This is a genomic window from Spongiactinospora gelatinilytica, assembly GCF_003236385.1.
GTDB lineage: Bacteria > Actinomycetota > Actinomycetes > Streptosporangiales > Streptosporangiaceae > Spongiactinospora > Spongiactinospora gelatinilytica.
Genome location: NZ_POUA01000001.1, coordinates 18671 through 41945 on the forward strand (window position 1 = coordinate 18671; position 23275 = coordinate 41945).

General features: G+C 70.2%; 24 protein-coding genes. 9 read left to right on the forward strand and 15 right to left on the reverse strand.

All coding sequences use genetic code 11. The features are described from left to right. The 3 genes from C1I98_RS00095 to C1I98_RS00110 all read left to right on the forward strand — a co-directional run bounded on the left by C1I98_RS00095 (window position 1) and on the right by C1I98_RS00110 (window position 4167). The gene (locus tag C1I98_RS00095; RefSeq protein WP_111164977.1) at window positions 1-1122 is read left to right on the forward strand and encodes an acetate/propionate family kinase; all 1122 of its coding nucleotides are present in this window, start codon (window positions 1-3) and stop codon (window positions 1120-1122) included. Window positions 1123-1211: 89 nt separating this feature from the next. Beyond that, entirely contained in the window at window positions 1212-3239 is a 2028-nt protein-coding gene (locus C1I98_RS00100; RefSeq protein WP_111164978.1) for a SpoIIE family protein phosphatase, read from the forward strand. Between the two features lie 682 nt (window positions 3240-3921). Beyond that, complete coding sequence (locus C1I98_RS00110) at window positions 3922-4167, forward strand: hypothetical protein (RefSeq protein WP_146607208.1); 246 nt, start codon at window positions 3922-3924, stop codon at window positions 4165-4167. Window positions 4168-4778: 611 nt separating this feature from the next. Here the strand turns inward: C1I98_RS00110 and C1I98_RS00120 are convergent. The 12 genes from C1I98_RS00120 to C1I98_RS00170 form a co-directional block, all read right to left on the reverse strand. After that, the gene (locus C1I98_RS00120; protein WP_111164981.1) at window positions 4779-5234 is read right to left on the reverse strand and encodes a hypothetical protein; all 456 of its coding nucleotides are present in this window, start codon (window positions 5232-5234) and stop codon (window positions 4779-4781) included. Between the two features lie 321 nt (window positions 5235-5555). Then, window positions 5556-5759 carry a hypothetical protein gene (locus C1I98_RS40225; protein ID WP_146607209.1) on the reverse strand — a complete coding sequence of 68 codons (204 nt, stop codon included), beginning with the start codon at window positions 5757-5759 and terminating at the stop codon, window positions 5556-5558. Window positions 5760-5781: 22 nt separating this feature from the next. Beyond that, a complete protein-coding gene (locus C1I98_RS00125) occupies window positions 5782-6783 on the reverse strand; it encodes an AF_0692 family protein (protein ID WP_111164982.1) in 1002 nt (333 codons plus the stop codon). A 540-nt stretch (window positions 6784-7323) separates the two neighbouring features. After that, entirely contained in the window at window positions 7324-8697 is a 1374-nt protein-coding gene (locus C1I98_RS00130; protein ID WP_111164983.1) for an alpha/beta hydrolase family protein, read from the reverse strand. Window positions 8698-8808: 111 nt separating this feature from the next. Continuing rightward, on the reverse strand, window positions 8809-9381 hold the full coding sequence (locus C1I98_RS00135; protein ID WP_111164984.1) for an ArsR/SmtB family transcription factor: 573 nt from the start codon (window positions 9379-9381) through the stop codon (window positions 8809-8811). 50 nt (window positions 9382-9431) lie between these two features. Beyond that, the gene (locus C1I98_RS00140; RefSeq protein WP_111164985.1) at window positions 9432-10049 is read right to left on the reverse strand and encodes an NADPH-dependent F420 reductase; all 618 of its coding nucleotides are present in this window, start codon (window positions 10047-10049) and stop codon (window positions 9432-9434) included. Between the two features lie 46 nt (window positions 10050-10095). Further along, window positions 10096-11034 (reverse strand): succinylglutamate desuccinylase/aspartoacylase family protein, encoded by a 939-nt coding sequence (locus C1I98_RS00145; RefSeq protein WP_111164986.1) that lies wholly within the window; start codon window positions 11032-11034, stop codon window positions 10096-10098. Beyond that, complete coding sequence (locus C1I98_RS00150) at window positions 11031-12704, reverse strand: ABC transporter permease subunit (protein ID WP_111164987.1); 1674 nt, start codon at window positions 12702-12704, stop codon at window positions 11031-11033. Before C1I98_RS00150 ends, C1I98_RS00145 begins: the two co-directional genes overlap by 4 nt. 93 nt (window positions 12705-12797) lie before the next feature. Beyond that, window positions 12798-13904, reverse strand: coding sequence for an ABC transporter substrate-binding protein (locus tag C1I98_RS00155; protein WP_146607210.1), 1107 nt, complete (start codon window positions 13902-13904; stop codon window positions 12798-12800). A 22-nt stretch (window positions 13905-13926) separates the two neighbouring features. Continuing rightward, window positions 13927-14976: an ABC transporter ATP-binding protein gene (locus C1I98_RS00160; RefSeq protein WP_111164989.1), complete on the reverse strand. Its 1050-nt coding sequence runs from the start codon at window positions 14974-14976 to the stop codon at window positions 13927-13929. Continuing rightward, a complete protein-coding gene (locus C1I98_RS00165) occupies window positions 14973-16277 on the reverse strand; it encodes an aspartate aminotransferase family protein (protein WP_111164990.1) in 1305 nt (434 codons plus the stop codon). Before C1I98_RS00165 ends, C1I98_RS00160 begins: the two co-directional genes overlap by 4 nt. Window positions 16278-16320: 43 nt before the next feature. Continuing rightward, the gene (locus C1I98_RS00170) at window positions 16321-17094 is read right to left on the reverse strand and encodes an IclR family transcriptional regulator (protein WP_111164991.1); all 774 of its coding nucleotides are present in this window, start codon (window positions 17092-17094) and stop codon (window positions 16321-16323) included. A 198-nt stretch (window positions 17095-17292) separates the two neighbouring features. On the opposite strand from C1I98_RS00170, the gene C1I98_RS00175 reads away from it, so the two are divergent. The 3 genes from C1I98_RS00175 to C1I98_RS00185 all read left to right on the forward strand — a co-directional run bounded on the left by C1I98_RS00175 (window position 17293) and on the right by C1I98_RS00185 (window position 19250). Beyond that, on the forward strand, window positions 17293-17523 hold the full coding sequence (locus tag C1I98_RS00175; RefSeq protein WP_111164992.1) for a hypothetical protein: 231 nt from the start codon (window positions 17293-17295) through the stop codon (window positions 17521-17523). Window positions 17524-17730: 207 nt separating this feature from the next. Continuing rightward, window positions 17731-18738 (forward strand): hypothetical protein, encoded by a 1008-nt coding sequence (locus tag C1I98_RS00180; RefSeq protein WP_111164993.1) that lies wholly within the window; start codon window positions 17731-17733, stop codon window positions 18736-18738. A gap of 53 nt (window positions 18739-18791) precedes the next feature. Next, entirely contained in the window at window positions 18792-19250 is a 459-nt protein-coding gene (locus tag C1I98_RS00185; protein WP_111164994.1) for a GNAT family N-acetyltransferase, read from the forward strand. A 21-nt stretch (window positions 19251-19271) separates the two neighbouring features. On the opposite strand, the gene C1I98_RS00190 is transcribed toward C1I98_RS00185, so the two are convergent. Both C1I98_RS00190 and C1I98_RS42520 read right to left on the reverse strand, forming a co-directional pair. Beyond that, window positions 19272-20054 (reverse strand): aminotransferase class IV family protein, encoded by a 783-nt coding sequence (locus C1I98_RS00190; RefSeq protein WP_111164995.1) that lies wholly within the window; start codon window positions 20052-20054, stop codon window positions 19272-19274. A gap of 4 nt (window positions 20055-20058) precedes the next feature. Next, window positions 20059-20970, reverse strand: coding sequence for a LysR family transcriptional regulator (locus C1I98_RS42520; protein WP_111164996.1), 912 nt, complete (start codon window positions 20968-20970; stop codon window positions 20059-20061). Window positions 20971-21044: 74 nt separating this feature from the next. Here C1I98_RS42520 and C1I98_RS00200 point away from each other — a divergent pair, with 74 nt between their 5' ends. The 3 genes from C1I98_RS00200 (at window position 21045) to C1I98_RS00215 (ending at window position 22126) form a co-directional block, all read left to right on the forward strand. Next, window positions 21045-21452: a RidA family protein gene (locus tag C1I98_RS00200; protein WP_111164997.1), complete on the forward strand. Its 408-nt coding sequence runs from the start codon at window positions 21045-21047 to the stop codon at window positions 21450-21452. 129 nt (window positions 21453-21581) lie between these two features. Then, window positions 21582-21695, forward strand: coding sequence for an alpha/beta fold hydrolase (locus C1I98_RS44870; RefSeq protein WP_199536621.1), 114 nt, complete (start codon window positions 21582-21584; stop codon window positions 21693-21695). Between the two features lie 122 nt (window positions 21696-21817). Next, window positions 21818-22126: a hypothetical protein gene (locus C1I98_RS00215; protein ID WP_111164998.1), complete on the forward strand. Its 309-nt coding sequence runs from the start codon at window positions 21818-21820 to the stop codon at window positions 22124-22126. A 142-nt stretch (window positions 22127-22268) separates the two neighbouring features. Here C1I98_RS00215 and C1I98_RS00220 read toward each other — a convergent pair whose 3' ends face one another. Continuing rightward, the gene (locus C1I98_RS00220; RefSeq protein WP_111164999.1) at window positions 22269-23219 is read right to left on the reverse strand and encodes a sugar phosphate isomerase/epimerase family protein; all 951 of its coding nucleotides are present in this window, start codon (window positions 23217-23219) and stop codon (window positions 22269-22271) included. Between the last annotated feature and the right edge of the window lie 56 nt (window positions 23220-23275).

Sequence of the window (23275 nt, forward strand, 5' to 3'; positions counted from 1 at the left end):
ATGGCAAGCTCCGATCCGGTCGTGCTCACGGTCAACGCGGGGTCCTCCAGCCTGCGGCTCAATCTGGTCCGCGGCGAGCAGGTCCTGGCCGGGCGGCACACCGAGCAGAGTCTTGACCCGGATGCGGCGCAGGAGACCGTGGCGGACTTCCTCGGCGAGGTGGGAGATCTCGACGTCGCGGCCGTCGGGCACCGGCTGGTACACGGGGGCGTCGCCGTACCGGCCCCAATGGTGGTGGACGACGAGATCGTCGCCCAGGTCGCCGCCCGCGAAGACCTCGCGCCGCTGCACATCCCGCCCGCGCTGGCGCTGGTGGAGGCGGTACGGCGGTGCCTGCCCGACGTGCCGCACGTGCTGTGCCCGGACACCGCCTTCCACGCCGGGCTGCCGGAGTACGCGGCGACGTACCCGCTGCCCGAGGAGTGGCGCCGCCGGTACGGCCTGCGCCGGTACGGGTTCCACGGCCTGTCCTATGCCTGGGCACTGCGCCGGGCCGCCGGCCTTCTGGACCGGCCGGTGCCGGAGTTGCAAATGGTGCTCACCCACCTCGGCGGCGGGTGCTCGGTGTGCGCGGTCCGCGACGGCCGCAGCGTGGACACCTCGATGGGCTTCACCCCGCTTGAGGGCGTGCCGATGAGCAAACGGTCCGGCAGCATCGACCCCGGCATGCTGCTGTGGCTGCTCACCGGCAACCGCCTTTCGGTCAGCGAGCTGCGCGAGGGCCTGGAACACCGTTCGGGCCTGCTCGGACTGTCCGACGGCAGGTCGGGGGACACCCGCGACCTCGTCAAGGCCGGCGACCCGACCTCCGAACTGGCCCTCACGGTCTTCGCGCACCGGGTGAGCAGGGAGATCGCCGCGGAGGCCACCAGCCTCTCCCGGCTGGACGCCCTGGTCTTCACCGGCGAGATCGGCTGGGACCAGCCGGAGGTACGCGAGGCGGTGTGCGACCGCCTCGGCCTGCTCGGAATCGGGCGCCCGGCGATCGGCGATCCTGGGATCGACCGCGTCGTCAGCGCGCCGGACGCGGAAACGGCGGTATTGGTGATCGAGCCCCGGGAAGAGTTGCAACTCGCCCGGGAGACCCTCTCGGTGCTTTACCCAGCGGTGGGATATGTCTGACTATTTCCCGCATAGTATGCCGACCTGGGGAGCAAGCGTGTTTTCGGGTGTTGGGGGACGTCCCGGACATGCGCGAGAGGGGAAGCTTGATGGGGAGAGTTCGCGGGCTGGGGCTGGGGCTCGAAGTCTTCGATCCCGCGCCGGTGGGCGTACTCGTGACGGCCGGGCCCACGCACCGGCTCGTCTACACCAACGCGGCCTACCGCGAGTACTTCGGCGACCGGAAGATCGGGGCGCCGATGTCCGAGGTGTTCCACGACCTGCCCAATCTCGGCGCGATCCACCTGTTCGACAAGGTGCTCGCGACCGGCGAACCGGCCCTCGCCAGCGACCTGCCCGTACCGGCCGACCACCCCGACCTTGACATCAGGGAACGGTACTTCACCTTCAGCCTCTCACCCATCGCCCTGCACGACGGGGAGCGCGGCGTGCTGACCGTGGGCATGGAGACCACCGCGCAGGTCGTCGCCAAGCGGCGCATCCACGAACTGTCCGAGGAACGGCTGCGCGTGCTGCGCCGCTACCGCAGCCTGGTCAACGTCGGCGTCGAGGTCGTCTGGGTGGCCACCGCCGACGGCCGGGTGGTCGACATGAGCCCCGGCTGGGAACGGGTGATCGGCAGGTCCGCGGAGATCCTCAAACGCGGCAACTGGTCGCCGGTGATGCACCCCGAGGACGAGCCCGCCGCCGTCGCCTCCTGGCTGCGGGCGCTCGCCGAAGTACACCCGCTGTGGGAGGCCACCTTCCGGATGCGCACCCCGGCGGGCGACTACGAGCACTTCCACGCCCGGTCGGTACCGGTACGCGAGAACGGCAAAGTGGTCGAATGGGTCGGTACCGTCTCCAACGTCGAGGAACGCTGGCAGGAGAACCGGCGCAGAGAACTCCTCGAACGCGCGGGCGCGGTGGCGGGCGGCGTGTCCGGACTGGAGGACGTGGTGACCGGCCTGGGCCGCGTCATCGTCCCCGAACTCGCCGACACCTGCTCCTTCTACCTGCTGCTCGACTCGGTCGAACGTCCCGACAACGCGCCCATCGTCGCGGAACGGGTCGCCGCCGCGGTACGGGACGGGCTGCCGATACCGCCCAAAGGCGGACACGAGGTATTCGGCCCCAACGGGCCGTTCGCGCGTACCGTACGCGAGGCATCGCCGGTACGCGTACCCAACCCGCCCGGCATCCCCTCCGGCATCCTCCGCACCGCCACCGAGAAATGGGTCGCCTCGACCGGCATGCACGACGTCGTCATGCTGCCCCTGGTGGTGGACGGCGTCGTGGCCGCCGTGGTGGCCGTCGGGGTCTGCACCCCCCGCCCCGCGCTGGAGATGAGCGACGCCAAACTCATCACCCAGATCCTCGACCACGCGCACGGCCCGCTCAGCAACGTCATCCGCTTCCAGCGCACCCAGCGCATGGCGCTCGCCCTGCAACGCAGCCTGCTCGCCGACCCGCCCCAGGTGGCGGGCCTGGAGATCGCCGCCCGATACCGGGCCAGCCCGGCCGCGGCCGAGGTCGGCGGGGACTGGTACGACTCGTTCGTACTCCCCGATGGGGCCCTCGTCCTCACCATCGGCGACGTCGCCGGGCACGACCTCCCCGCCGCCGTCACCATGAGCCAGCTTCGCAACATGCTGCGCGGCCTGGTGGTGGACCGCAAGGAACCGCCGGGCGACATCCTGCGCCGCCTGGACACCACCATGGAGAGCCTGCACACGGTCGGCACGGCGAGCTGCGTACTGGCCCGCGTCGAACAGATCCCCGACGGCTGGCGGCTCAACTACTCCGCCGCCGGCCACCCGCCGCCGCTCCTGATCACGGCCGCCGGCACCGGCCGCTACCTGGAGGAGGCGCACAGCGCGCTGCTCGGCATCGGCCTGGACGAACAACGGCCCAGCGCCTTCACGCAGCTCGAACCCGGGGACACGCTGCTGCTCTACACCGACGGCCTGATCGAACGGCCGGGCGAACACCTCGACGTGGGCCTCGCCCGCCTATGCGACCACGCCACCGCCCTGGCCACGGAACCGCTGGACGCCTTCTGCGAAGAACTCGTCACGGGCCTCCCCACCACCGGCAAAGACGACATCGCCGCCATCGCCCTCCGCCTGCCGTGCTGAATTGCGCTCGCTCCGCTCGCGCCCCCGCCTCCGGCGGGCGGGCAAGGACCGCCTCCGGCGGAGTAGACGCGCTACCGCGCCAGGGGCCCCGCCTTCGGCGGGTGGAACTCGCTACCGCGAGCCTAAGAACCCCGCCTTCGGCGGGAAATGGACCTCGCTGGCGCTCGGCCTGTTTTTCCAGGCCCGGGCTTCGCCCGGGCGTACGGCAGGCCCCCTCTCGCCGCCCACCGTTCTCAGTTACGCCCCGGTCCGGCATCTCGCATGAGCCGTGGTACTTCGCCGTTCCAGCACCGGCTGAACCCGCCTCCTCGCCGCCTAGTCCTCTCCCGCCGTCGCCCACTCCCTCTCCCCTTCCTAGGTACCGTCTGCTCTCCCGCACCCTTTCCCGCCAAGGACGTCGACAGAGGTCGTATGGTCAAGCGGACCAGCAGCCGACCGTCTCGCATGTACGCGCGTGGGCTCGGGAACAAGGGTTCCGAATCGCTGCCCGCGGCAGGCTCCGGCCCGAGATCTGGGAAGCCTGACATGCCGCCGTCGGCACTATGTCTAAGAAGAACCCGTGGCCCGGTTCGACAGAACGTTGTGACGCGGACGGATGTCACTCGTTGCAACGAGTCCGGTTCGGCTACCGGCTACGCTAGAAGGGCAACTCAGGTGACGCGACCGAAGGAGTCGAGCGACGGTGGGCGTGGACCTCGAACACGAACCCATTCATGACCTCGCGCGCCGGGTAATCCGGTTGGCCGAGGAGACTCAGCACGCCGCTCAAGTGCTCGAACGCCGTCTGGAAGCGCTGGAGCGCCGCACCGGCACCGCCGGCAGGGCCGAACGCATCCTGAGCATTGCCGCCGACATGCGAACCCACCTGGGTCAGGACCGGCTCTCCGTTGAAGACCTGTACGACTCGGACACCGGCCTTCCCGCGTGATCGTCGATTCCAGCGCCCATCATCGCCGTCATCAACGGTGAGCCCGAGGCTGCCCAATTCGCCGACGCCATCGCCGCAACCGCGTGCCGTATCTCGGCTGTCAACTATGTCGAAGCGGCAATCGTGGCAGACAACCGCGGCGAGGCCATGCGCAACGCCTTCGACACGCTCATCAACGAGATGGGCCTCGTCATTGAGCCCGTAACACCCAAATCAGGCCGGGATCGCGCGGCGGGCCTACCAGACCTACGGCAAGGGCAACGCCGCCAAGGCCGGACTCAACATGGGTGACTGCTTCGCCTACGCCCTCGCCAAGGACCTTGACCAGCCACTGCTCTTCAAAGGCGAGGACTTCCCACACACCGACATCACCCCCGCACAGCCTTAACGGTTGACGAATCCTCTCGCCGCCCGCCGTCCTCAGTGGCGGCCCGGTGTCCGGCATTTCGCATGAGCCGTGGTACCTCGCCGTTCCAGCACCACCTGAAGCGATCCTTTCCTGCCGCCCGCCCATCCCCCACCGCCCTCCTGGGAGGGGATGGGGGTGTGCGGTCCAAGGTGCCATGGACACCGGGCCAGGACGAAGTGCTCTGTGAGCGGGGGGCCGGGTTCTAGCAGCCTGGCATCACGGCCAGCAGGCGGGTCCGCATCGCGTGGTGGTACTTCTTCCTGCCCTGGGTTCCGCCGTTGGTGGTGAGGCACCTGGTCCAGCGCTTCGGCCCCTGGAATCGGCGCTTGGTCCTGAAGAACAGCTTTACCCCCACCCGTACCGAGCAGTGGTTGTTGAAGTACACCGTCGTGGACTTGTGGTTCTCGCCGATGCCCCACGACAAGTTGACGGACTTCGACCTGGGCTTCGGGCAGCGAACGGAGTCCCTCATGACGATGTCCCTCAGGGCGTTCTTCGCCGGGGTCGCGCTCTGGTGCTCGGGGGCCACGGCGGCGACGGACGGCCCGCTCCGGACGGCGACGGACCCGCGTTCACCTGCGATGGCCTGGGCATCGACGGACGATACGACCAGGGCCGCCGAGGTCACCGCGACCATGATCAACGAGCGTTTGCGCACTTTGCTTCCAGCCCCTTCCGTAGGCGATGGCCAGATCGTTTCCGGCCTCGGCCACAAGATGGACAAAGGCGCGCCCGATGTGACATGCCCGGCACGCGGCTGCGCGACCTGCCTGGGAAGCTGTCATTACAGATGGTCATATAATGATAACGGTGAGTGCGCTAGCGTGCGGCGGGACCGTTGGTGGGAATGAGGCGCGCGGGAAGGGGATCGATGGCCCGAGGTGAGCGGTTGTGTCCGGCGTGCAAGTTACGCTGCTGAACCGTTACAACAATGATCGTCTATGCGCGCCGTGTACCAAGGCCGTGAAGCCGGGTGGTGTCAACGCTCCCGAATGGCTGTGGGACTCGCTTCCGATGCGCCGCGCCCTTGCCGATCACGAGCCGGGTACGTTCGTGACGATTCCTCCGGGGCGTGGCGGGCGGCGACGTCGGCCGCGTGGGCGGCGGTGATGCCGTACATCACGACGTGGCTGCCGCCCGGGGTGATGATCTCGGCGAAGTGGCCGTCTTCTTGCGGTGGCATCACGGCGGCTCCTTGGGAGGGGCTACTCAAGGTGATCGGCGGTTCGACGTTGCGCACCCACTTTGCTCAAGGCGATGAGGTAGACGGCGATGAAGATGGCGCCGGAGACGGCTCTGAAGGTGTCGGCCACCAGGAGACCATTCAGTAGCACGGTCACCGCGGCCTGGGCCGTGCCGATGCCGAGGACGAAGGCCGCCGCGGTCGTCGGGCGGATCTCGTGGCGGCGGGAGATCAGCCACAGGCCCACCGTCACCGCGGCCACTGTGTAGAGGGCAGCGATCGGCCAGGGGGGCCGGACGATGGACACGAGCAGTTCGGTCCCGACGAACCAGGCCGCGTAAAGGGCCGCTCCGGCGGCGAAGGGCTTCCACAAAGCAGGGCGTCGGTCCGAGGTGATGTAGGACGGGCGTGGGAGCCGGTCGGCCAGCAGGTACGCCAGTACTCCGATACCGAGCACGATCGCGGCCTGGAGTGCGAACACGCCGCTTTCCTGGACGGTTCGGTTCTCGCCCCAGAGGACGAAACGGGCCACGGCAAGGCCGCCGGTGACGATTGCCAGCGCCCAGGTCGCCTTCTTCGGCAGCCATGGCCTTCCCGCCTGGCCCGGGAACAGGAGATCGATCAGGACCACCGGCGTGACCAGGGAGAAGACCCCGTGCCAGGGCAGGATGAAAAGCGTCCAAGGGATGCGCAGCCCGGCCACCAGCCCGTAGGAATCGTAGGCCGGGTTCGCCGGATCGAGTGGATGGTAGAGGGTTTCGGAGATCAGGCCCTCGTTGAACAGGCCGTAAATGATGCCCAGACCCCACAGCCCGAGCAGCCCCACCCTTCTGTGGGCCGCCAGTTCGCGCAGCACCAGGATCGGCAGGCCGTACACGAAAATGGTGAAGGGCAGGAAGATCCCCGGCTGGAAGTAGTCGGAAGCCGGCATGGAACCGCTGAAGACCTCCGCCAGTAGCGGTGATACCAGCATGAGCAGCAGGATCGGCTTCCAGTTTCGACGTAGCGCGTTCAAGGTGAGCACTTCTCCTTTCCCGCTGCCCGACGCTAGAGAAGTGCTCCCCGGGACAGGACCGCCAAAGGATCTCCCTTTTCCAGGGAGACCCCCGACGAAAGTCGCACGACCCCGCCTAGCAGAACGCCTCGGCGACGGCGAGGCTGCCCTCGATGACCGCCTGGCCGTCGATGAGTATCCGGTCGATGGTCACCTCGCCGGCGCAGTGGGCCGCGAACGTGGTGTAGTGGTCGGCGACCTCCAGTCGACATGCTGGGCGTACGGGTCACCGCCCCCGGATACCTCCGCTGGTACGCGGCCGGGCGCAGCGGGGAACCGGCGCTGGTCAGGGCGGCCACGCCGAGCACGAGCATGGCGTAGCCGCCGCCGAACCAGCCGACGCTGACGCGGACGTGCAGCACCAGCAGGAACTTGCGTACGCGGGGCCGGACCCGCCGGCGGGGGTGATGTGGGTACCGGTACCGGTCAACTCGGGGTGCCCTTCCCATCGACGGTCTGTCGTCCGGCGACGGCGTACCCGGTGATCACCCCCCGCTCTCCTCGGCTCACTCAGGGTATGAGCAGGCCCCAGTACAGCGCCCAGGGCACGAAGGCAGCCGCGGCGGTCAGCGTGAGCGCTCGCCGGGCTCGTTCGGTACGGCGGGCGGGCCAGGTGGCGAGGGCCGTGCGTACGGCGGCGGCCACGGTGGCGACGGCGGTGAGCTGGAGTGCCAGCCAGGGGAGCGGGCGGCCGAGTACGACCGGGCCGATGAGGTACGCGCCGGTGACGATCTGGACGCCGAGGTAGGCGAGGAAGCCGAACACCGTGGTCAGCAGGCCGATCAGGAACCAGCGGGCCGGGTGGGCCCCCGGGACCGCGCCGCGATGACCGCGCAGCCGGCGGACGACGGCCATGGCGAGGTGCCCGAGCAGGGCGGCCAGGAAGATCAGAAAAGCGGCGACCTGTAGCCCCGGGCCCTCGTACCAGGCGGTGGGTTCGCTCGGCGAGCCGCTGCTCGCGGCCTGCTGCGGTGGAGTGCCCGGCTTGTCCCGTACGGGCAGGCTCTTGATCCAGGCGGCCTCAACCTCCGCGTACCCGGCCGGGACCAGGTCCGGGCGGTCGAAGCCGTCGTCGTGGGTGCCGTTGAGATTGTGCCGTACGCCCGGAATGAAGCGGATCGTGTGCTGGTCGTTGCCCCCGCGTTCCAGGGCCTGCCGGATGATCCGCGAACTCTCGGCGGGCATCGCCTCCCGGTCCAAAGCCCCCCACACCGCGAGCACCGGCTGGCGGACCCGTTCCCAGCTCGCCACGGGATCGTGCGCCGCCTCGGCGAACAGGCCCGCGGCCTGGGCGAACCGGATGAGCCGGTGCCGCATGGTGGTGACGAGGGACCCCTGGACCCCGGCGTGGTCCAGCCGTTGACCGTACGCCCAGGACTGCTGCCTGGCCGGGGTCGTGCCGATCGCGCCCGCCACGACGAGGAAGGCCACCTCGGGTGAGCGGGCGGCCGCGAGCGGGGCCACCCACGCGCCCTCGGACAGGCCCCAGATCCCGACCCGCTCGGGGTTCACCTCGGGGCGGGCCCGCAGGGCGCGTACCGCGGCGAGGGCGTCTTCGGCCAGCGTGTCGTAGTCGCGGTTCACGGTGGAGTACCCGGTGGTGCGCTTGTCGTAGATGAGGGTGGCGATGCCGCGCCTGGCGTACGCCTCGGCCTCGTCCCGGTACTCCGCGCGGGTGACCGGCCCCGCGCCGTGGACCATGACGATGCCGGGGGCGCGACCCCGCGTCTGAGCCGGGGCCACGATGGTGCCGTGTAATGTGACACCGCCGCCTCCGGTGAAGGAGACCTCCGTTGTGGCGGCATCGGCGGGCGGCGCGGGCGGCGCGGTCAGCAGGGACGCGAGTAAGGCGACCACAACAGCCGGTTTGCATGGGAGCAGCATGAACTGCTCTCCTTTCCTGGTGGGGTTGCGCACACGTCGAGACACGCCCTCGGGCGTGGTGGTGCGTGATTCCTGCGCATCGGGCCGCCGAGTGCCAGCTCGGCGGCCCGATCACTGATCGTCGTCGGTCGCGGGGAAGGCCAGCAGCCGGGCGACGACGGTCCGGGCCTCCGGCGGTGTGTCCTCCTCGGGCCGTTTGTACCGGTAGAGCAGCTTCACGTACTCCTCAAGGAACTCCGCCAGCTCCGCCACCGTGAGCCGCATCGTCGAGCGGGACCAGGCCAGCGCGTCGGCCCATTCCCCCAGCTCGGCACGGGCCACCTGAAAGCGGGCGAACTGCTCCAGGTCGTCGGCGAGGTCGAGACGGCTCATCTCCTCGACCGCCGCGCGCATCTCCGGGCTCTGTTCGCTGTACGGCGGGACGCGCCGGTCGGCCGGGACGTGCCGCCACCAGCGTTCCCGGCCTTTGGCCAGCTCGGGCACCTCCTCGATGAACCCGTGCTCGGCCATCTGCCGCAGGTGGTAGCTGGTGACCCCGGTGCTCTGGCCCAGTGCGCGAGCCAGCGTCGTGGAGTTGGCGGGCCCGTCTCTGAGCAGGCGTTCGATCCGCTGCCGCATGGGGTGGGCGAGCAGCTTCAGCGCCGCGACGTCGGTGATCTGCTGCGGCTCCGGGCGATCGGGCATGCGAGCACCATACAGTTGCAAAGCACGTTTGCAAACTGTGTTTGCAAACTCTAGGACAGGGCCTCGCGGAGCTGGGCGGCGGTGAACCGGGTGAGGTAGGCGGGCGTACCGGGCTGGAAGCGGCGGCCCTCGGCGAGCGGGCCGGTGTCCACCACGTCGAAGCCGAAGGAGTCGATGAGCTCGGTCACCGTCTTCTTGGCGTCGGCGTCGTCGCCCGCGATGGGCAGCGCGCGGCGCTCCGGATGGTCTGCGGGCAGGCCCTCGTCGGCGAGGTCCTGGAAGTGGATGACGTTGAACGCCTTGACCACCCGGGCGTCCGGGAGGTGGGCGGCGACGAGTTCGCTGCTCGTGGTGGTGCCGTCGAGCTGCGCGTACGTCCCGTCGCGCTTCGGGTAGTAGTTGCCGACGTCGATGACGACCTTGCCCGCCGTCGGCTCCGCGGGTACGTCGCGGTAGTGGCCGAAGGGGATGGAGACCACGATGATGTCGCCCCGGGCGGCGGCCTCGGCCGAGGTCGCCGCCGTGGCGTGTGGTCCCATCCCCGCCACCAGGGCGGACAGTGTCTCGGGGCCGCGTGAGTTGCTCAGCACCACCGAGTGACCGGCGTTCACGGAAAGGCGCGCGAGCGTGGCGCCGATGCGCCCGCTGCCGATGAATCCGATGACCATGCCGGTGTCATACCCGCCGGCGGCCCCGCCGCCCTATACCCCCTGATCAAACGGCGGGTGTGGCGGTCGAGCCGTCGGCGACCATCAGGCCGTAGTCGCCCGGGGCCACGTTGGTCATCGACTCGCGGCCGAGCACCAGGATGCTCGGCTCGTACGGCGCGGTGAGGACTTCCAGCTCCTCGGAGGTCGCCGGGTGGACGATCCGGGCGAGCACGGTGCCCTTGGCGACGCGCTCGCCGATCCGGTCCACGCCGTACTCGCACAGCATGGTGCCGCCCATGGTGGGCCGCAGCGTGCTGAGGGTGCCGACCACGACCTGGTCGGCGGGCGGCGCGACCGGCTCGCCGGGCAGCATGCTCAGCGTGCGCAGCACGTTGAGCGTGCCGTCCAGGCCCCTGGCCAGGTACTCGTCGATGCGCTGCCCGCCGCCGCCCAGCTCGCTGACCATGCAGGCGATGCCGTGGGTGAGCGCCCAGCCGGTCGCCGAACCCGGGTACGGCGTGCCCGCGTACAGCACCCGGCACCCGTACGCCTTGGACATCTCCGCGCCCTCGTCGTGGATGTAGGCGTAGTCCACGCTGGCGAGGTTGCCGCCCGAGTGGTAGTCGATGAAGTAGTCGGCCCCGGTCAGGATCTCGCACAGCACCGCGGCGAGCTGCTCGGTCACGCTGCCGCCCCGGTCGCCGGGGAAGGTCCGGTTGAGGTTCATGCCGTCCAGCGGCGTGTTGCGGGTGAGCGCCGCGTGGGCGTACGGGTTGGCGACCGGTACCAGGACGACCGTGCCGCGCAGCGCGGCCGGGTCGATGGCGGCGACCAGCCGGCGTACGGTCTCCGCGCCCATCGGCTCGTCGCCGTGGACGCCGCCGAACATCACCATGCGCGGCCCCTCTGATGCGCCGCGCAGGGTGTGCACGGTGAGTTCCAGGCGGTGGCCGTTGGCGAGCGTCGTGACGGGTACCTGCTCCACGGTGTGTGCGGTGGTCATTCGTTGTTTCCCTTCTTGGTTGCGAGAATGCCGGAGCGGAGCAGCAACAGCGCCACGAACCCGGCGATGATCAGCGCGGCCCCGATGAGCAGCGTCGAGAGGGCTGCGAGCGTCGGGTCCTGGTACTTCTGCATGTAAACGAACATCCAGACGGGGAGCGTGCTCTGGTCCGGCGCGAGCAGGAACACCGTCATGTCCACCTCGTCGAAGCTGACCACGAAGGCGAACAGCGCCGCCGCGATCAGCGCGGGCCGGACCTGCGGCAGCGTGGCCAGCCGGAACGCCCGGAACGGCGCGGCGCCGAGGTCCTTGGCGGCGGCCTCCAGGGTGGCGTCGGCCCGCATCAGCGCGGCGGTGAGCACGATCACCACGAACGGCAGCATGATCACGACGTGCGTGGCGACCAGGCCCGCCGTACCGCCGAACAGGCCGAGCCGGTGCAGGAAGATGAACCCCGCGAAGCCGAACGCGACCTTGGGGACGACGGTCGGCGACAGCACCAGCGACTGGATCACGGACCGGCCCGGCATCCGGTACCGGACCAGCGCCGTGGCCACCGCGGTGCCGATGGCGACCGTGATGACCGTCGCGATCAGCGCGACCTGGAGGCTGAGCAGCGCGGCCTCGCCCAGGCCGTCCTGCTCGAACAGGTTCGCGTACCACTTGGTGGAAAAGCCCGGCGGCGGCCAGGTGCCGAACGACACCGAGGAGAACGAGTTCACCACGATGATCGCCAGCGGCAGCAGGACGAACGCGTAGACCAGCGCGAGCCACACGCCCCAGCCGCGCACCCCGCGCGGGGCCGCGCCCGCCGCGGTCACGCCGCCCTGCTCGGCCCGCGCGGTGCGGCGTTGCAGCCAGCCGAAGATCGCCAGCGCGACCACCGCGAGGATCAGCAGGGCGTACGACGACACCGCGGCCAGCGGCCAGTCCACGTTGTTGACGTTGTCGTAGATGTCGGTGGCCAGTACGTTGACCCGGCCGCCGCCGAGCAGGCTGGGCGTGGCGAACGAGCTGATCGACAGCGCGAACACCAGTTGCGCCCCGGCGAGCAGCCCCGGCGCGGTCAGCGGCAGCGTCACCTTGACGAACCGCCGCAGCGACCCCGCGCCGAGGTCGCCCGCCGCCTCGTCCAGCGCCGGATCGAGCTGGCCGAGCGAACTCAGGATCGGGAAGACCATGAACGGCAGCAGGATGTGGACCAGCGCGATCACGACCGAACTGCGCTGGTAGAGCAGTTCCACCGGGCCGAGCCCGAACCCGCCCAGCACGCCGTTCAGCAGGCCGCTGTCGCCGAGCACCAGCTCCCAGCCGTAGGTGCGGGCGACCACGCTGGTCAGCAGCGGCGCGAAGATCACGAAAAGTCCGGCATAGCGCCATCCGGGACGGCGGATGCGGTGCAGCGCGAGAGCCGTGGGGTAGCCGACCAGCGCGGCCACGACCGTGCTGAGCAGCCCGAGCCGGACCGTCTCGGTCACCACACCCCAGTGGTAGCCGCTGGTCAGGAACTCCGCCCAGGTCGCGATCGTGCCGGGGATGTCCGCGCCGCCGGGGACGTACTCGTGGAAGCTGTACTCGAGCAGGGTCAGCATCGCCCCGACGAATACGGCGGCCAGCACGACCAGGCTGGGGGCGGCGAGGAGGTATGCCGAGCGGTGCCGGCGTAGCATCGGCGGATTCTCCCTAGATGCGGGGTTCAGGTGCGGGGTTCAGGTGCGGGGTTCAGGTGCGGGGGTCAGGTGCGGGGGTCAGATACGCGAGGCTCAGATACGCGAAGCGATGTCGGTTTCCCAGCGCTTCTGCCACTGGGCGTTGTTGCGCCCCACGATCGCGTAGTCGATGTCCTGGAAGGCGTCCGTGGTGGACTTCTGGAACGCCGGCAGGTCCTTGAGCTTGGCCGGCAGCGGCGCCTTGACGTTGGCCGGGGCCTCGACGCTGACCTCGGCCCAGCGGGCGCACCACTTGGGGGAGATCATCTCGTTGATCATGTCGTGTACGACTTCGAGCTGCTGCGGCGTCGAGCCCTGCACGGCCTGCATGTAGATCGGCAGCGGAATCGCGCCCTCCGACGGCACGACGTACGTCAGCGGGGCCCCCGAGTTGATCCACTGCTGCCCGGTGCCCGCGAAGTACGCGGTCATCGGGGCGGTGCCGTTGCTCAGCACGTTGAGGTACTGCGGGTTGGACTCCACCAGCAGCCGGATCTGCTTGGCCTCCCGTTCCCACAGGTCCCAGCCGGGTTCCATGTTGTCAAGCCCGCCCCCGTTGAGCTTGGCGGCCATGTAGACCGCGTACCACGGGAACCCGAAGAACGACACTTTGCCCTGGTAGGCGTGGTCCCACAGGGCCGCCCAGGAGGTGGGCGCCTTGCTGATCTTGTCCTTGTTGTAGACCAGGCCGAACTGGTCGACGCCGATGCCGATGCCGTGCCCGTCCTCGCGCTGGAACCGCGGGTCGATGTCGGCGGAGTTGGACATCGCGGAGTAGTCCAGCTTGGCCCACATCTTGTCGTCGATGCCCTGCACCGAGGTCTGCGCGTTGAAGAAGCCGAAGTTGACCAGCGGCTGGTCCGGCGACGCCTTCTGCTGGGCCAGCATCCGGGTGTAGCCGACCGAGTTGGACTGCTCGTAGATCTCGACCTGGACGTTGGGGTGCGCCTGCTCGTACTCCTTGGCGAATTCCTTGGGCATCTTGCCCAGGTCGCCGCCGAGGAAGGCGAACATCGTCACCTTGACCTTGCCGCCCGCCCCGGTCGATCCGGTGGACGGTTCCGGCCGCACACCGCCGCACGCCGCGGTGGCGAGCGCGAGTCCCGCGGCGCCGGCCGCGCCGGTGAGCAGCCGCCGACGTGAAATGGAACGTTCCGGCATCACTGCCTCCATAGCCTTTTGTTCAGTGGTCGAGGACGACGGCCGAGGTGACGTTCCACCCGGCCTCGATGTCGTCGCCGATGGAAATGCCCAGGTCCGCCTCTTCGCGCTGCTCGGCGATCAGCAGCACGCCGGACGGCAGTCGGACGTGGTACCGGGTGCTCGCGCCCTGGAAGATCACGTCCTCCAGGCGGCCCTGGTAGCGGTTGCCGTACCTGTCCCCGAGCGTGCCGCCGACCGCGACGTGCTCGGGCCGCACCGACACGGCCGTTCCCGGCTGCGGGATCTTGATGATGATCCCCTCGGCCTCCAGGACGCCGCCGCGCGGCGTGCCGCGGAACAGGTTCGTGTCGCCCAGGAACGTCGCGGTGAACACCGTCTCCGGCCGCCGGTACAGCGCGGCGGGCGGGCCGAGCTGCTCGATTCGGCCCTCGTTCATGACCGCCATCCGGTCGGCCATGGTCAGCGCCTCGACCTGGTCGTGGGTGACGTAGACGAAGGTCGTGCCGGAGTCGTGCTGGATGCGCTTGAGCGCCTGTTGCATCTGCACCCGCAGCTTCAGGTCCAGCGCGCCGAGCGGTTCGTCGAGCAGCAGTACGGCGGGCTCGTTGGCCAGCGCCCGGGCGATGGCCACCCGCTGCTGCTGGCCGCCGGACAACTGGGCGGGGTGGCGGTCGCCGTACCCGGAGAGGCCGACCAGCTCGATCATCTCGGCGACCCTGGCCGACACCTCCTTGGCCGGACGCCGCCGCAGCCGCGGCCCGAACGCGATGTTGTCGGCCACGGTGAGGTGCGGGAACAGCGCCAGCTTCTGGAACACCATGTTGGTCGGCCGCCGGTGGGACGGCCGACCGCGCATCGCCTCGCCCCGGATGTAGACCTCGCCGGACGTCGGCTCCTCAAGCCCGGCCAGGATGCGCAGCGTGGTGCTCTTGCCGCAGCCGGACGGGCCCAGCAGGGCGAAGAACTCGCCCTTGGCCACGGTGAAATCGACCTGTTCGACGCCGCGCGCCCCGTTGTCGTAGACCTTGCGGATCTCGCGGAGTTCCGCGTCCGGGGCCGTGCTCATCATGTTTCACGCTCCATCGTGGCGAACGCCTCGGCGGCCGCGCCGAGCAGCAGGTCCACGTCGTCCTCGGTGTGCGCGGTGGACAGGGCCGCGTGCAGCAGCGGCTTGGCGGGCAGCAGTACGCCGTGCTCGCGCGCGGTCTTGTGCAGGATCGCGTACCGGCGGGCGTCGCTTGCCATCGCGGTCCGGTAGCCGGTGGCCGGGGCGGGCAGGAAGTACGGCTGGAAGTGGCCGCCGGCCCCCGCGAGCACGACCGGGATGCCGTGCCGCCCGGCCAGCTCGCCGAAGCCCTCGCGCAGCCGCTCGCCCAGCTTGTCCAGGTAGCCCTGGGCGGTGCCGTCGGCCAGCAGCGGCAGCGCGGCAGCGGTGGCGGCGACGGCGGTGCCGTGCCCGTTGTAGGTGCCGACCCAGCCGACCGGGCCGCCCGCGCTGGGGTCGGTGGCGGCCATCAGCTCGGCTGCGCCCTCCACGGCGGCGATCGGGTAGCCGTTGGCGAGCGCCTTGCCGTACGTGGTGAGGTCCGGCACGATCCCGTACACCTGACGGGCCCCGCCGGGCGCGAGCCGGAACCCGGTCAGCAGCTCGTCGAAGATCAGCACGATGCCCAGCTCGGTGGTGAGCGCGCGGAGCATGGCCAGGTACTCGGCGGTGGCCGGGATGAAGCCGATGTCGATCAGTACCGGCTCGACCACGACCGCGGCCAGTTCGGCGGCGTGCTCGCGGAGCAGGCGTTCGGTGGCGTCCAGGTCGTTGTAGGGCAGCACGACGGTGTCGGCCGCGACCTTCGACAATCCGGCCGAACTGGGCGGGGCCGCCGGTCGTTCGGCCGGTCCGACCTGCTCGGCGGTCGCCCAGGTCGAGACCCAAAGCGGATCAAACCACCCGTGGTAGGAACCCTCCGCCTTGGCGACCTTCTCCCGGCCGGTCCGGTGCCGGGCGATGGCGAGCGCGTGCATCAGCGCCTCGGTGCCGGTGTTGGCGAACCTGACCTTGCCGAAGTCGGGGATGATCCGCGCCATCAGCTCGGCCGCGACCACCGCGGCCTCGGTCTCCACGCCGGTGGTCAGGCCGCTGCGCACGGCGGCGCACACGGCGTCGTCCACCTGCGGGTGCGCGTGGCCGAGCAGCACCGAACCGTTGCCCATGGTGCAGTCCAGGTAGCGGTTGCCCTCCACGTCCCACAGGTGGGCACCCTCGGCGCGGGCGAAGTAGGTGGGGTGCGGCGCCTGGAAGCGGGTGTTGGAGTGCACTCCGCCGGGGACGTGCCTGGTGGCTCGCTGGTAGAGCGCACGCGAGCTGATCACGGGTGGGTTCTCCTGTTCATGTGGTGGTGGCGGGTCATGGTGCTCAAGGGGTGTCCAGGGACAGCCGCGCCGCCTCGGCGAGCAGCGTCGGCACGCAGGCCGTGGCGTTCTCCCTGGTGAAACGGGCGGCGGGGCCGGCGATCGAGATCGCGCCGACGGCGTGCCCGGCCCGGTCGAGCAGCGCGGTGGCGCGGCAGCGCAACCCCACGGCGTAGCTCTCCTCGTCGATCGCATAGCCGTCGGCCGTGGCGGCGGCCAGCTCGGCGTGCAGGGCGGCGAGCGTACCCTCCGCGTCGCCGTCGCCCACCGCCGCCGCCACCAGCGCGAGCCGCCGCTCGGCGGGCAGCCGGGACAGCACCGCCTTGCCCATGGCCGAGGTGTGCGGGGTGATGATGTCGCCGATCCTGGCCACGGCGCGCAGCGAGTGGTCCGGTTCCATCCTGGACACCAGTACGATCTGGTCGCCGACCAGCACCCCCGCGCTGACACTCTCGCCGGTCGCCTCCGACAGCGTCTCGACGGCGTCCTTCAGCCGGTCTGTACCGTGGACCTGGTCGAGCGTACGCACCGCCATGTGCAGCAGGCGGGGGCCGGGGGCGTAGCCGCTCTTGCCGAGCTGGATCAGCATGCCCCGCTCGACCAGCAGGGACAACAGGCGGGACGCGGTGGACATCGGCACACCGGCGGCGGTGGCGATCTCACCGAGTTGCAGCGGGACGCGTTCGTGGGTGACGGCCACGTCCATCACGTCCAGCAGCCTGGCGAGGTAGCTGGTACGCGACTCATTCCCACTGAGTGGAAGCGGGGTTGCATTCATTGGGAAGCCACCCTAGGAAGGGCATGTATCGGGTGTCAACGGTTCCGGCCCAACCAAAACCTCCCGAAGCAGACGTTTTACCTGCTGAGATCCCCCGCACCCGTGGTTTTCGGCCCCTACGCCCCGCCGCCTCTACCGGAAAGGCCGCGCTACGCGCCAAACCCCGCCTCCGGCGGGAGGCGCGCTGCCGCGCGCCCAATGGGCCTGACCCCGGGCGAACGCGTTCACCTCGCCGCGATGGAGACCACCTTCCCCGGCTGGCACCTCGTCGTGCGCGACGGCTGGTGGTGGGCCACCAAGCGGGTCCCGCCGACCTCGGAGCAGAAGGCGGCGGGGGTCTTGCACGATTTCGCCCGGCAGGGCCCCTACGAACCGGTGGCCGCGCTGACCGTCCAACTCGGCATCCTGGCCCGGATGGGAGCCGCCTGAAGGCCGGAAGCGATCTCCTCGCGCCAGGCCAGGAAGTACGGCGTCTGAAGAGTCGGTCCCTCGGGGAGACCCAACAGATGGATTTCGGTGGCGGGGGCGGGGTGGGCCGGTAACCTGAGCGTAGTCATGCGAACGCACTGCGCATCCATACGTGAATCGCGGTACACAGACGAACGCTCGAACCCCAGCCGAGGGAGCCCCCCACGCATGAAGATCGATGGCGAACCGCTGATCACCGCCACACCCGGGGAGGTGCTGGAGCGGGACATGATCCTGCGGATTCTGCACACCATGGAGGAGGTCACCGACAAGGTGCTGGCCGACTTCACCGCCGCCGCGCGGAACAGGCAGGAGCTGTACGACGCCGAGGAGGTCCGGCATCCCGATATGGGGAAGCGTACGTCGCCCGAGGTGAGCATCGATCCGGTGGGGTCGATGATCAACCACCGGACGCTGCTGGCCGAGGAGTGCGAAGACCGGCTGGAGGACGCGGCGTACGCGTTCAGTGCCTGGTGGGCGGATGTGTCCGTGTGCGCGGTGGCGGCGGCGCTCACCGGGCTGTCGGTGACGGTGGTCCGCGTACGGGCGGCCGATCCGGCCGCGAACATGGAGGATGACGAGCTGGCCCTGCTGCCGGCCGTCCCTGAGCACGTGCAGAAGTACGCCGAGCTGGCCGTCCTGCTGGACGAGCCGTTCCTGAGCGGGCACGACCTCGGTCCCGGGCTGTTGCCGGTGGGCGGGCGGGAGTACGCCGAGCGGGTCGGGCTGCGGGTGCGCTCGCTGCCCGACGGCAGGGTGACCGTGGTGGCCGGTGGGTGGCCGGAGGCGCGGCGACGGCGGTTGTGGGGGCCGCAGTGGCTGGAGCACCGGGCGCCGGTACTGCCGGACACCGGCCTGCTCATCCGGCACCTCGCGGAGGTGGACGCGCCGACCGCGGTGATCGCCGCGATCAGGGAGGTGGCGGTGGGCGTGGACAACACCGTCGAGGCCAAGGTCCACGCGGACGAGTTGCAGAAGCGCATGGAGGAGCTGGCCGACGACCAGAGCGAGGGCGTGGCGGACAAGGTGCGCCAACTGGAGGACCAGGCCAATGCCGCGTGGAAGCAGGGCGATGAGCTGCCCTACCGGCTGGCCGCGTACGCCCGCGTGCTGACCAGCCACCTGCCCACGCTCTACCGGCTCTGTGACAATCGATCGGCGGATGACACTCCGTGAGCCACCGCGCCGACCGGTCGCCATGCGGCAGCCGGGCCGCATAGCCTCGGCGTATGAGCGATCATGCTTTCGTCCCCGGTGACTTCGCCGTCCCCCGGTTCCTGGTCACCCCGCGGTTCCGTTTGGAACCCCTCGGCGCTGAGCACAACGCCGCCGACCACGCCGCCTGGACCAGCAGCATCGAGCATATCCGCGCGACCCCGGGCTTCCCGGACGGAAGATGGCCTCCTGTGGACGGCATTACCCTGGAGGCCAACCTCGCCGACCTGCGGCGCCACGCGGACCACTTCACCGAGCGCCGCGGATTCACCTACACCGTTCTCGAACCGGCGAGCGGCGAGGTGATCGGATGTGTCTACATCTATCCCTCTGACAGCGACGACCACGACGCCGATGTGAGTTCCTGGATCAGGGCCGATCGAGCCGAGCTGGACGTGCCCTTGTACGAAGGCGTGACAGCCTGGCTGTCCACGCATTGGCCCTTCGAGAGGCCCCACTACGATCCGCGCTGAGACCACCCCGTCCCGCAGGGACTACACCTGCTCCTGCGGGATCGCTTCGTAGCGGTCGCGGAGCAGGCCGATGATCGGGTGGTCGGCCGGGAAGGAATGGCCGTCGATGGCCGTGATGGGCCGTACGCCGATCGCGGTGTTCGTCGCGAAGGCGGCCCGCATGGCGGGGAGGTCGCGGGGGCCGACCGGGGCGGTGATGGTCGCGTCGTGGGCCTGCTGGAGCAGGCACATGGTGATGCCGGGCAGGATGGCGCCGCCGTCCGGCCAGATGACGCGTTCGCCGTCGAAGAAGCCGATGTTCCAGGTCGGGCCCTCGGTGACGGACGGCGCATCGCTCACGAACAGCGCGTCGTCGAAGCCGGCGAGTTGCGCGCGGCGGCGTTCGTGCAGGGCGCCGAACAGGCCGAGGTGCTTCACCTGGGGCAGATCGCGCTGGTAGCGGGCGGTACGCACGCGCATCGGGGACGGCGGCAGGGCGACGGCCGGGCGGGTCGTGACCAGGACGTGAGGATGGGCCTCGGCACCCGGGCGACCCAGGTCGAGGGCCGGGTCGAACACGCTCACCCGCACCACGAGCGGGCCGGACGCCTCGCGCAGCGCGTGGCGTACGAAGTCGCGGACCTTCTCGCGGTCGAGGTCGGCCGAGAAGACGGTACCGCAGTCGCGTACGAGCCGGTCGAGGTGCGGCGTGAGGCCGCGGATCAGGCGGCCGGGCTCGACCCGCATCGAGGTGAAGTGACCGTAGTTGACCAGGCCCAGGGCCTGGAGGGCGGCGGGCTGGACGGGTACGCCGTCGAGTTCCATGTGATCAGGCGGGGGCCGGATGGGCCGTGGCGGCGATGGCGATGGCGGTGGCGGTGCGGACGAAGGCGGCCACGGCCGGGGAACGGGACTCCGCGGGCCAGGCCAGCACCAGCTCCAGCGGAGCGAGGTCGATGACCGGCCGGTAGGCGACGGCCGGGCGGGGATGCCGCCGGGCGATCGACTCCGGAGGGAACCAGACGATGGTGCCCAGTTCGATCAGGCTGAAGATCTGCGCCAGGTTTTGCGGCAGGGGCCACGCGGAGGCCACAGCGGGAACCACGGCAAGCCGGCGGAGATCGCCCTGGTCGGCGGGGGTGCCATCGGGGAGGATACGGCCCGCGAGGTCGGCCAGGCGCAGGCCGGTACGCGCCGCCAGTGGGTCGGTCGCCGCGATGGCGAGCCGGCGCGGCTCGGTCACGAACGGCTCCACGTCGAGGCCGCGGTCGTCGAACGGCCGGGACAGCAGCGCGATGTCCGCACTGCCGTCGCGCAGCGCCGGCTCCTGCTGATCGCGCCCGCCGAGCACCAGCTCGACCGGCAGGGCGGCGGCCTCGCGCCGGTAGGCGGCGAGGATCTGCGGCAGCAGCCCGCCGTCGTAGTCGGCCTTCATCGCCAGCCGCAGCCTGGGGTCGCCCTGCCCGGCATGGCGGGCTCGCCGGGCGGCGGCCGTGACCGTGTTGAGCGCCGTCCGGGCGTCGCGTAGCAGCGTTTCACCGGCAGGCGTCAGGGTGACCCGGCGCGTCGTACGTTCCATCAGCGTCACGCCCAGTTGCCGCTCCAGCTCCCGGATGGCACGGGACAGCGGGGGCTGGGCCATGCCCAGCCGTTCGGCGGCCCGCCCGAAGTGCAGCTCCTCCGCGAGGACCGCGAACGCGTGCAGGTGGCGCAGCTCCAACTCCGGGCGAGATGGATCCATATCGCCAGGGATATCAGTGCTGTCAACTCTTCATCTTGGACATATCGCCGCTCGTGCTGTGAGGATGCGGTGCCATGACGACAGCACGCTCATCGATCAGCAGTGGCTCGGAGTTCGAGGAACGGATCGGCTACTCGCGCGCGGTCGTGGTCGACGGATGGGTCTATGTGTCCGGTACGACGGGCTTCGACTACCGCTCGATGACGATCTCCGAGGACGTGGTGGAACAGACGCGGCAGTGCCTGCGCAACATCGAGGAGGCGTTGCGCGAGGCGGGCGGCACGCTCGCCGACACGGTCCGGGTGACGTACATGCTGCCCGATCCCGCCGACTTCGAGCAGTGCCGGCCCACCCTGCGCCGGCACTTCGGCGACATCCGACCGGCCGCCACGATGATCTCCTGCCGCCTGGCCGACCCCCGGATGCGCATCGAGATCGAGGTCACCGCCCGGCTGGGCAGCGGCGGCGGCCAGGCTACCTGAGGACGATGTCGAGCAGGCCGGGGAAGCGGGCCTCCAGGTCGGCGCGGCGGAGGGTGAGGTAGAGCTTGCGGCCGGCCCGGCGCTGGTGGATCACTCCGCTCTCGCGCAGGGTCCGCCAGTGGCGACACGATGCCCGCCAAGGGCACCGACGTCCAGGTCATCGAGGTGGCCGACTGCGGCCACTACATCCCCGAGGAACGGCCCCAGGCGGTCATCGACGCCCTGACCGGCTACCTCGGCTGAACGTCCCGTCTCACAGAGAGCAGGAGGCTCGGTAACAACACCATCTCGTAACGGCAAGTAGTGATTCGATCACACAACGCGCATGATCGGACAGGCAGGTTCCCCCCTACCAAGGAGCGATCATGTACAGGACCATCGTGCGCCGCCTGGCCGTCGGGTTCGTCACCGGCGCCGCGGCCGTGAGCGCGTTCGCGCTGCCCGCCGTCGCCTCGGCGGACCCATGGGACGACGGCCCCGGCAGCGACCAGATCGAGCAGGAGGCCCGCACCCACGGCGAGGGCTGTGTGGACGGCAGTGGCGCCAAGCAGCCCATCGGCGCCACGCGTACCTCGACGCTGAGCCAGGGCCGGCTGGTGAACCAGCGCTGCGGGGCGGGCCTGCTCGGCGGCATCGACTGGATCGACGACTCGTCGAGCGCCCGCCCGGCCTGACTCGCCGGGCTGTCCCGTAACGGCCCCTGATCGGCAAGGATCGGGCCTGTAGGCGGGCCAGGAGCACTCAAGGGCGGCCGACCGTGGGGGCCGCCCTTGAGTCCTTGGGTCTCGTTCCTTGGTCTGGCGCCGGGTGGGCGGGTCAGGCGGCGAGCTGGAGGCCCAGCGAGGTGAGGTTGCGGCGGGCCCAGTCGAGCTCCTCGGCGAGGGCGGAGACGAGCGCGCCCGGCCCCTTGGCCCGGACCGGCAGCGTGAGGTCGTGGGTCTCGACCTCGACGTGCGCGGTCCCCGCCACGGTGCCCGACAGCATCGCCTTCAGTGTGTCCTCAAGCACCGAACGGGTGGTCGGCAGCTCGCCCCGCGCCTGCCCAGCGTGGTCGTGGACGTGGTTGAGCTTGACCACCGGGGCTCCCGCCCGGGCCAGCTCGCGCAGCGCCGTACCGGGCTCCTCCGGGCCGTCGGCGAGGTGGCAGGCGTCCAGGCAGACGCCGAGGTGCTCGGAGTCGATGCCGCCGACGCGTTCGAGGGCCTGCTCGGTGGTCTCCAGCACGCAGCCCGGCCACGGCTCGAAGCCGACGCGGATGGTCTTGCCGGTCACGCTGTACAGGCCGCGCAGTTCGCGAGAGAGGCGTTCGAGCCGCTGGGAGGCGATGGCGTGCAGGTCGGCCGGCCAGTCGCGGCGCCAGCCGATCGGGATGGTGGAGATGCTGCCGAACTCCACGTCGTCCGGCAGCAGGAAGGCGAGGATCTTGGCGAGGGCCATGGTGTAGCGATAGCGCTCGGGCTTGGCCCAGTCGGGGCCGGGCGACTCCTGGTTGCGGCCGCCCGTGCCGTTGAGGCTGACGACCTCCAGGCCGCGCTCCTCCAGCGAACGACGCAGCCGGACCAGCTCGATGCGGTCGGCGATGAGATGGTCGGCCACGCTGGGAGCGAGCCACAGGCCGACGCCCATCCGCTCGACTCCGAGCCGCTTGCGCACGGGCATCGCGTAGCGGGTGAGGTGCGCGATCAGGTTTTCCAGGTCTTCGGCGGGGTGAACACCGGCGTTGTAAGCCAGGTGAACGAGCGTGCCGTCGTCGTGGCGCATGCGCATCCGGTGCCTCCAGCGTGCTACGTGTGTGAAGCGCTTCCCGCCGCCCGTTGTGGGGC

Bases quoted from the DNA above. Each gene is read 5' to 3' on its own strand.
- C1I98_RS00095 (WP_111164977.1), top strand. From the start codon at position 1: ATGGCAAGCTCCGATCCGGTCGTGCTCACGGTCAACGCGGGGTCCTCC.
- C1I98_RS00100 (WP_111164978.1), top strand. From the start codon at position 1,212: ATGGGGAGAGTTCGCGGGCTGGGGCTGGGGCTCGAAGTCTTCGATCCC.
- C1I98_RS40225 (WP_146607209.1), bottom strand. From the start codon at position 5,759: ATGCCACCGCAAGAAGACGGCCACTTCGCCGAGATCATCACCCCGGGC.
- C1I98_RS00130 (WP_111164983.1), bottom strand. From the start codon at position 8,697: ATGCTGCTCCCATGCAAACCGGCTGTTGTGGTCGCCTTACTCGCGTCC.
- C1I98_RS00135 (WP_111164984.1), bottom strand. From the start codon at position 9,381: ATGCCCGATCGCCCGGAGCCGCAGCAGATCACCGACGTCGCGGCGCTG.
- C1I98_RS00140 (WP_111164985.1), bottom strand. From the start codon at position 10,049: ATGGTCATCGGATTCATCGGCAGCGGGCGCATCGGCGCCACGCTCGCG.
- C1I98_RS00145 (WP_111164986.1), bottom strand. From the start codon at position 11,034: ATGACCACCGCACACACCGTGGAGCAGGTACCCGTCACGACGCTCGCC.
- C1I98_RS00150 (WP_111164987.1), bottom strand. From the start codon at position 12,704: ATGCTACGCCGGCACCGCTCGGCATACCTCCTCGCCGCCCCCAGCCTG.
- C1I98_RS00155 (WP_146607210.1), bottom strand. From the start codon at position 13,904: ATGCCGGAACGTTCCATTTCACGTCGGCGGCTGCTCACCGGCGCGGCC.
- C1I98_RS00160 (WP_111164989.1), bottom strand. From the start codon at position 14,976: ATGATGAGCACGGCCCCGGACGCGGAACTCCGCGAGATCCGCAAGGTC.
- C1I98_RS00170 (WP_111164991.1), bottom strand. From the start codon at position 17,094: ATGAATGCAACCCCGCTTCCACTCAGTGGGAATGAGTCGCGTACCAGC.
- C1I98_RS00175 (WP_111164992.1), top strand. From the start codon at position 17,293: ATGGGCCTGACCCCGGGCGAACGCGTTCACCTCGCCGCGATGGAGACC.
- C1I98_RS00180 (WP_111164993.1), top strand. From the start codon at position 17,731: ATGAAGATCGATGGCGAACCGCTGATCACCGCCACACCCGGGGAGGTG.
- C1I98_RS00185 (WP_111164994.1), top strand. From the start codon at position 18,792: ATGAGCGATCATGCTTTCGTCCCCGGTGACTTCGCCGTCCCCCGGTTC.
- C1I98_RS00190 (WP_111164995.1), bottom strand. From the start codon at position 20,054: ATGGAACTCGACGGCGTACCCGTCCAGCCCGCCGCCCTCCAGGCCCTG.
- C1I98_RS42520 (WP_111164996.1), bottom strand. From the start codon at position 20,970: ATGGATCCATCTCGCCCGGAGTTGGAGCTGCGCCACCTGCACGCGTTC.
- C1I98_RS00200 (WP_111164997.1), top strand. From the start codon at position 21,045: ATGACGACAGCACGCTCATCGATCAGCAGTGGCTCGGAGTTCGAGGAA.
- C1I98_RS44870 (WP_199536621.1), top strand. From the start codon at position 21,582: ATGCCCGCCAAGGGCACCGACGTCCAGGTCATCGAGGTGGCCGACTGC.
- C1I98_RS00215 (WP_111164998.1), top strand. From the start codon at position 21,818: ATGTACAGGACCATCGTGCGCCGCCTGGCCGTCGGGTTCGTCACCGGC.
- C1I98_RS00220 (WP_111164999.1), bottom strand. From the start codon at position 23,219: ATGCGCATGCGCCACGACGACGGCACGCTCGTTCACCTGGCTTACAAC.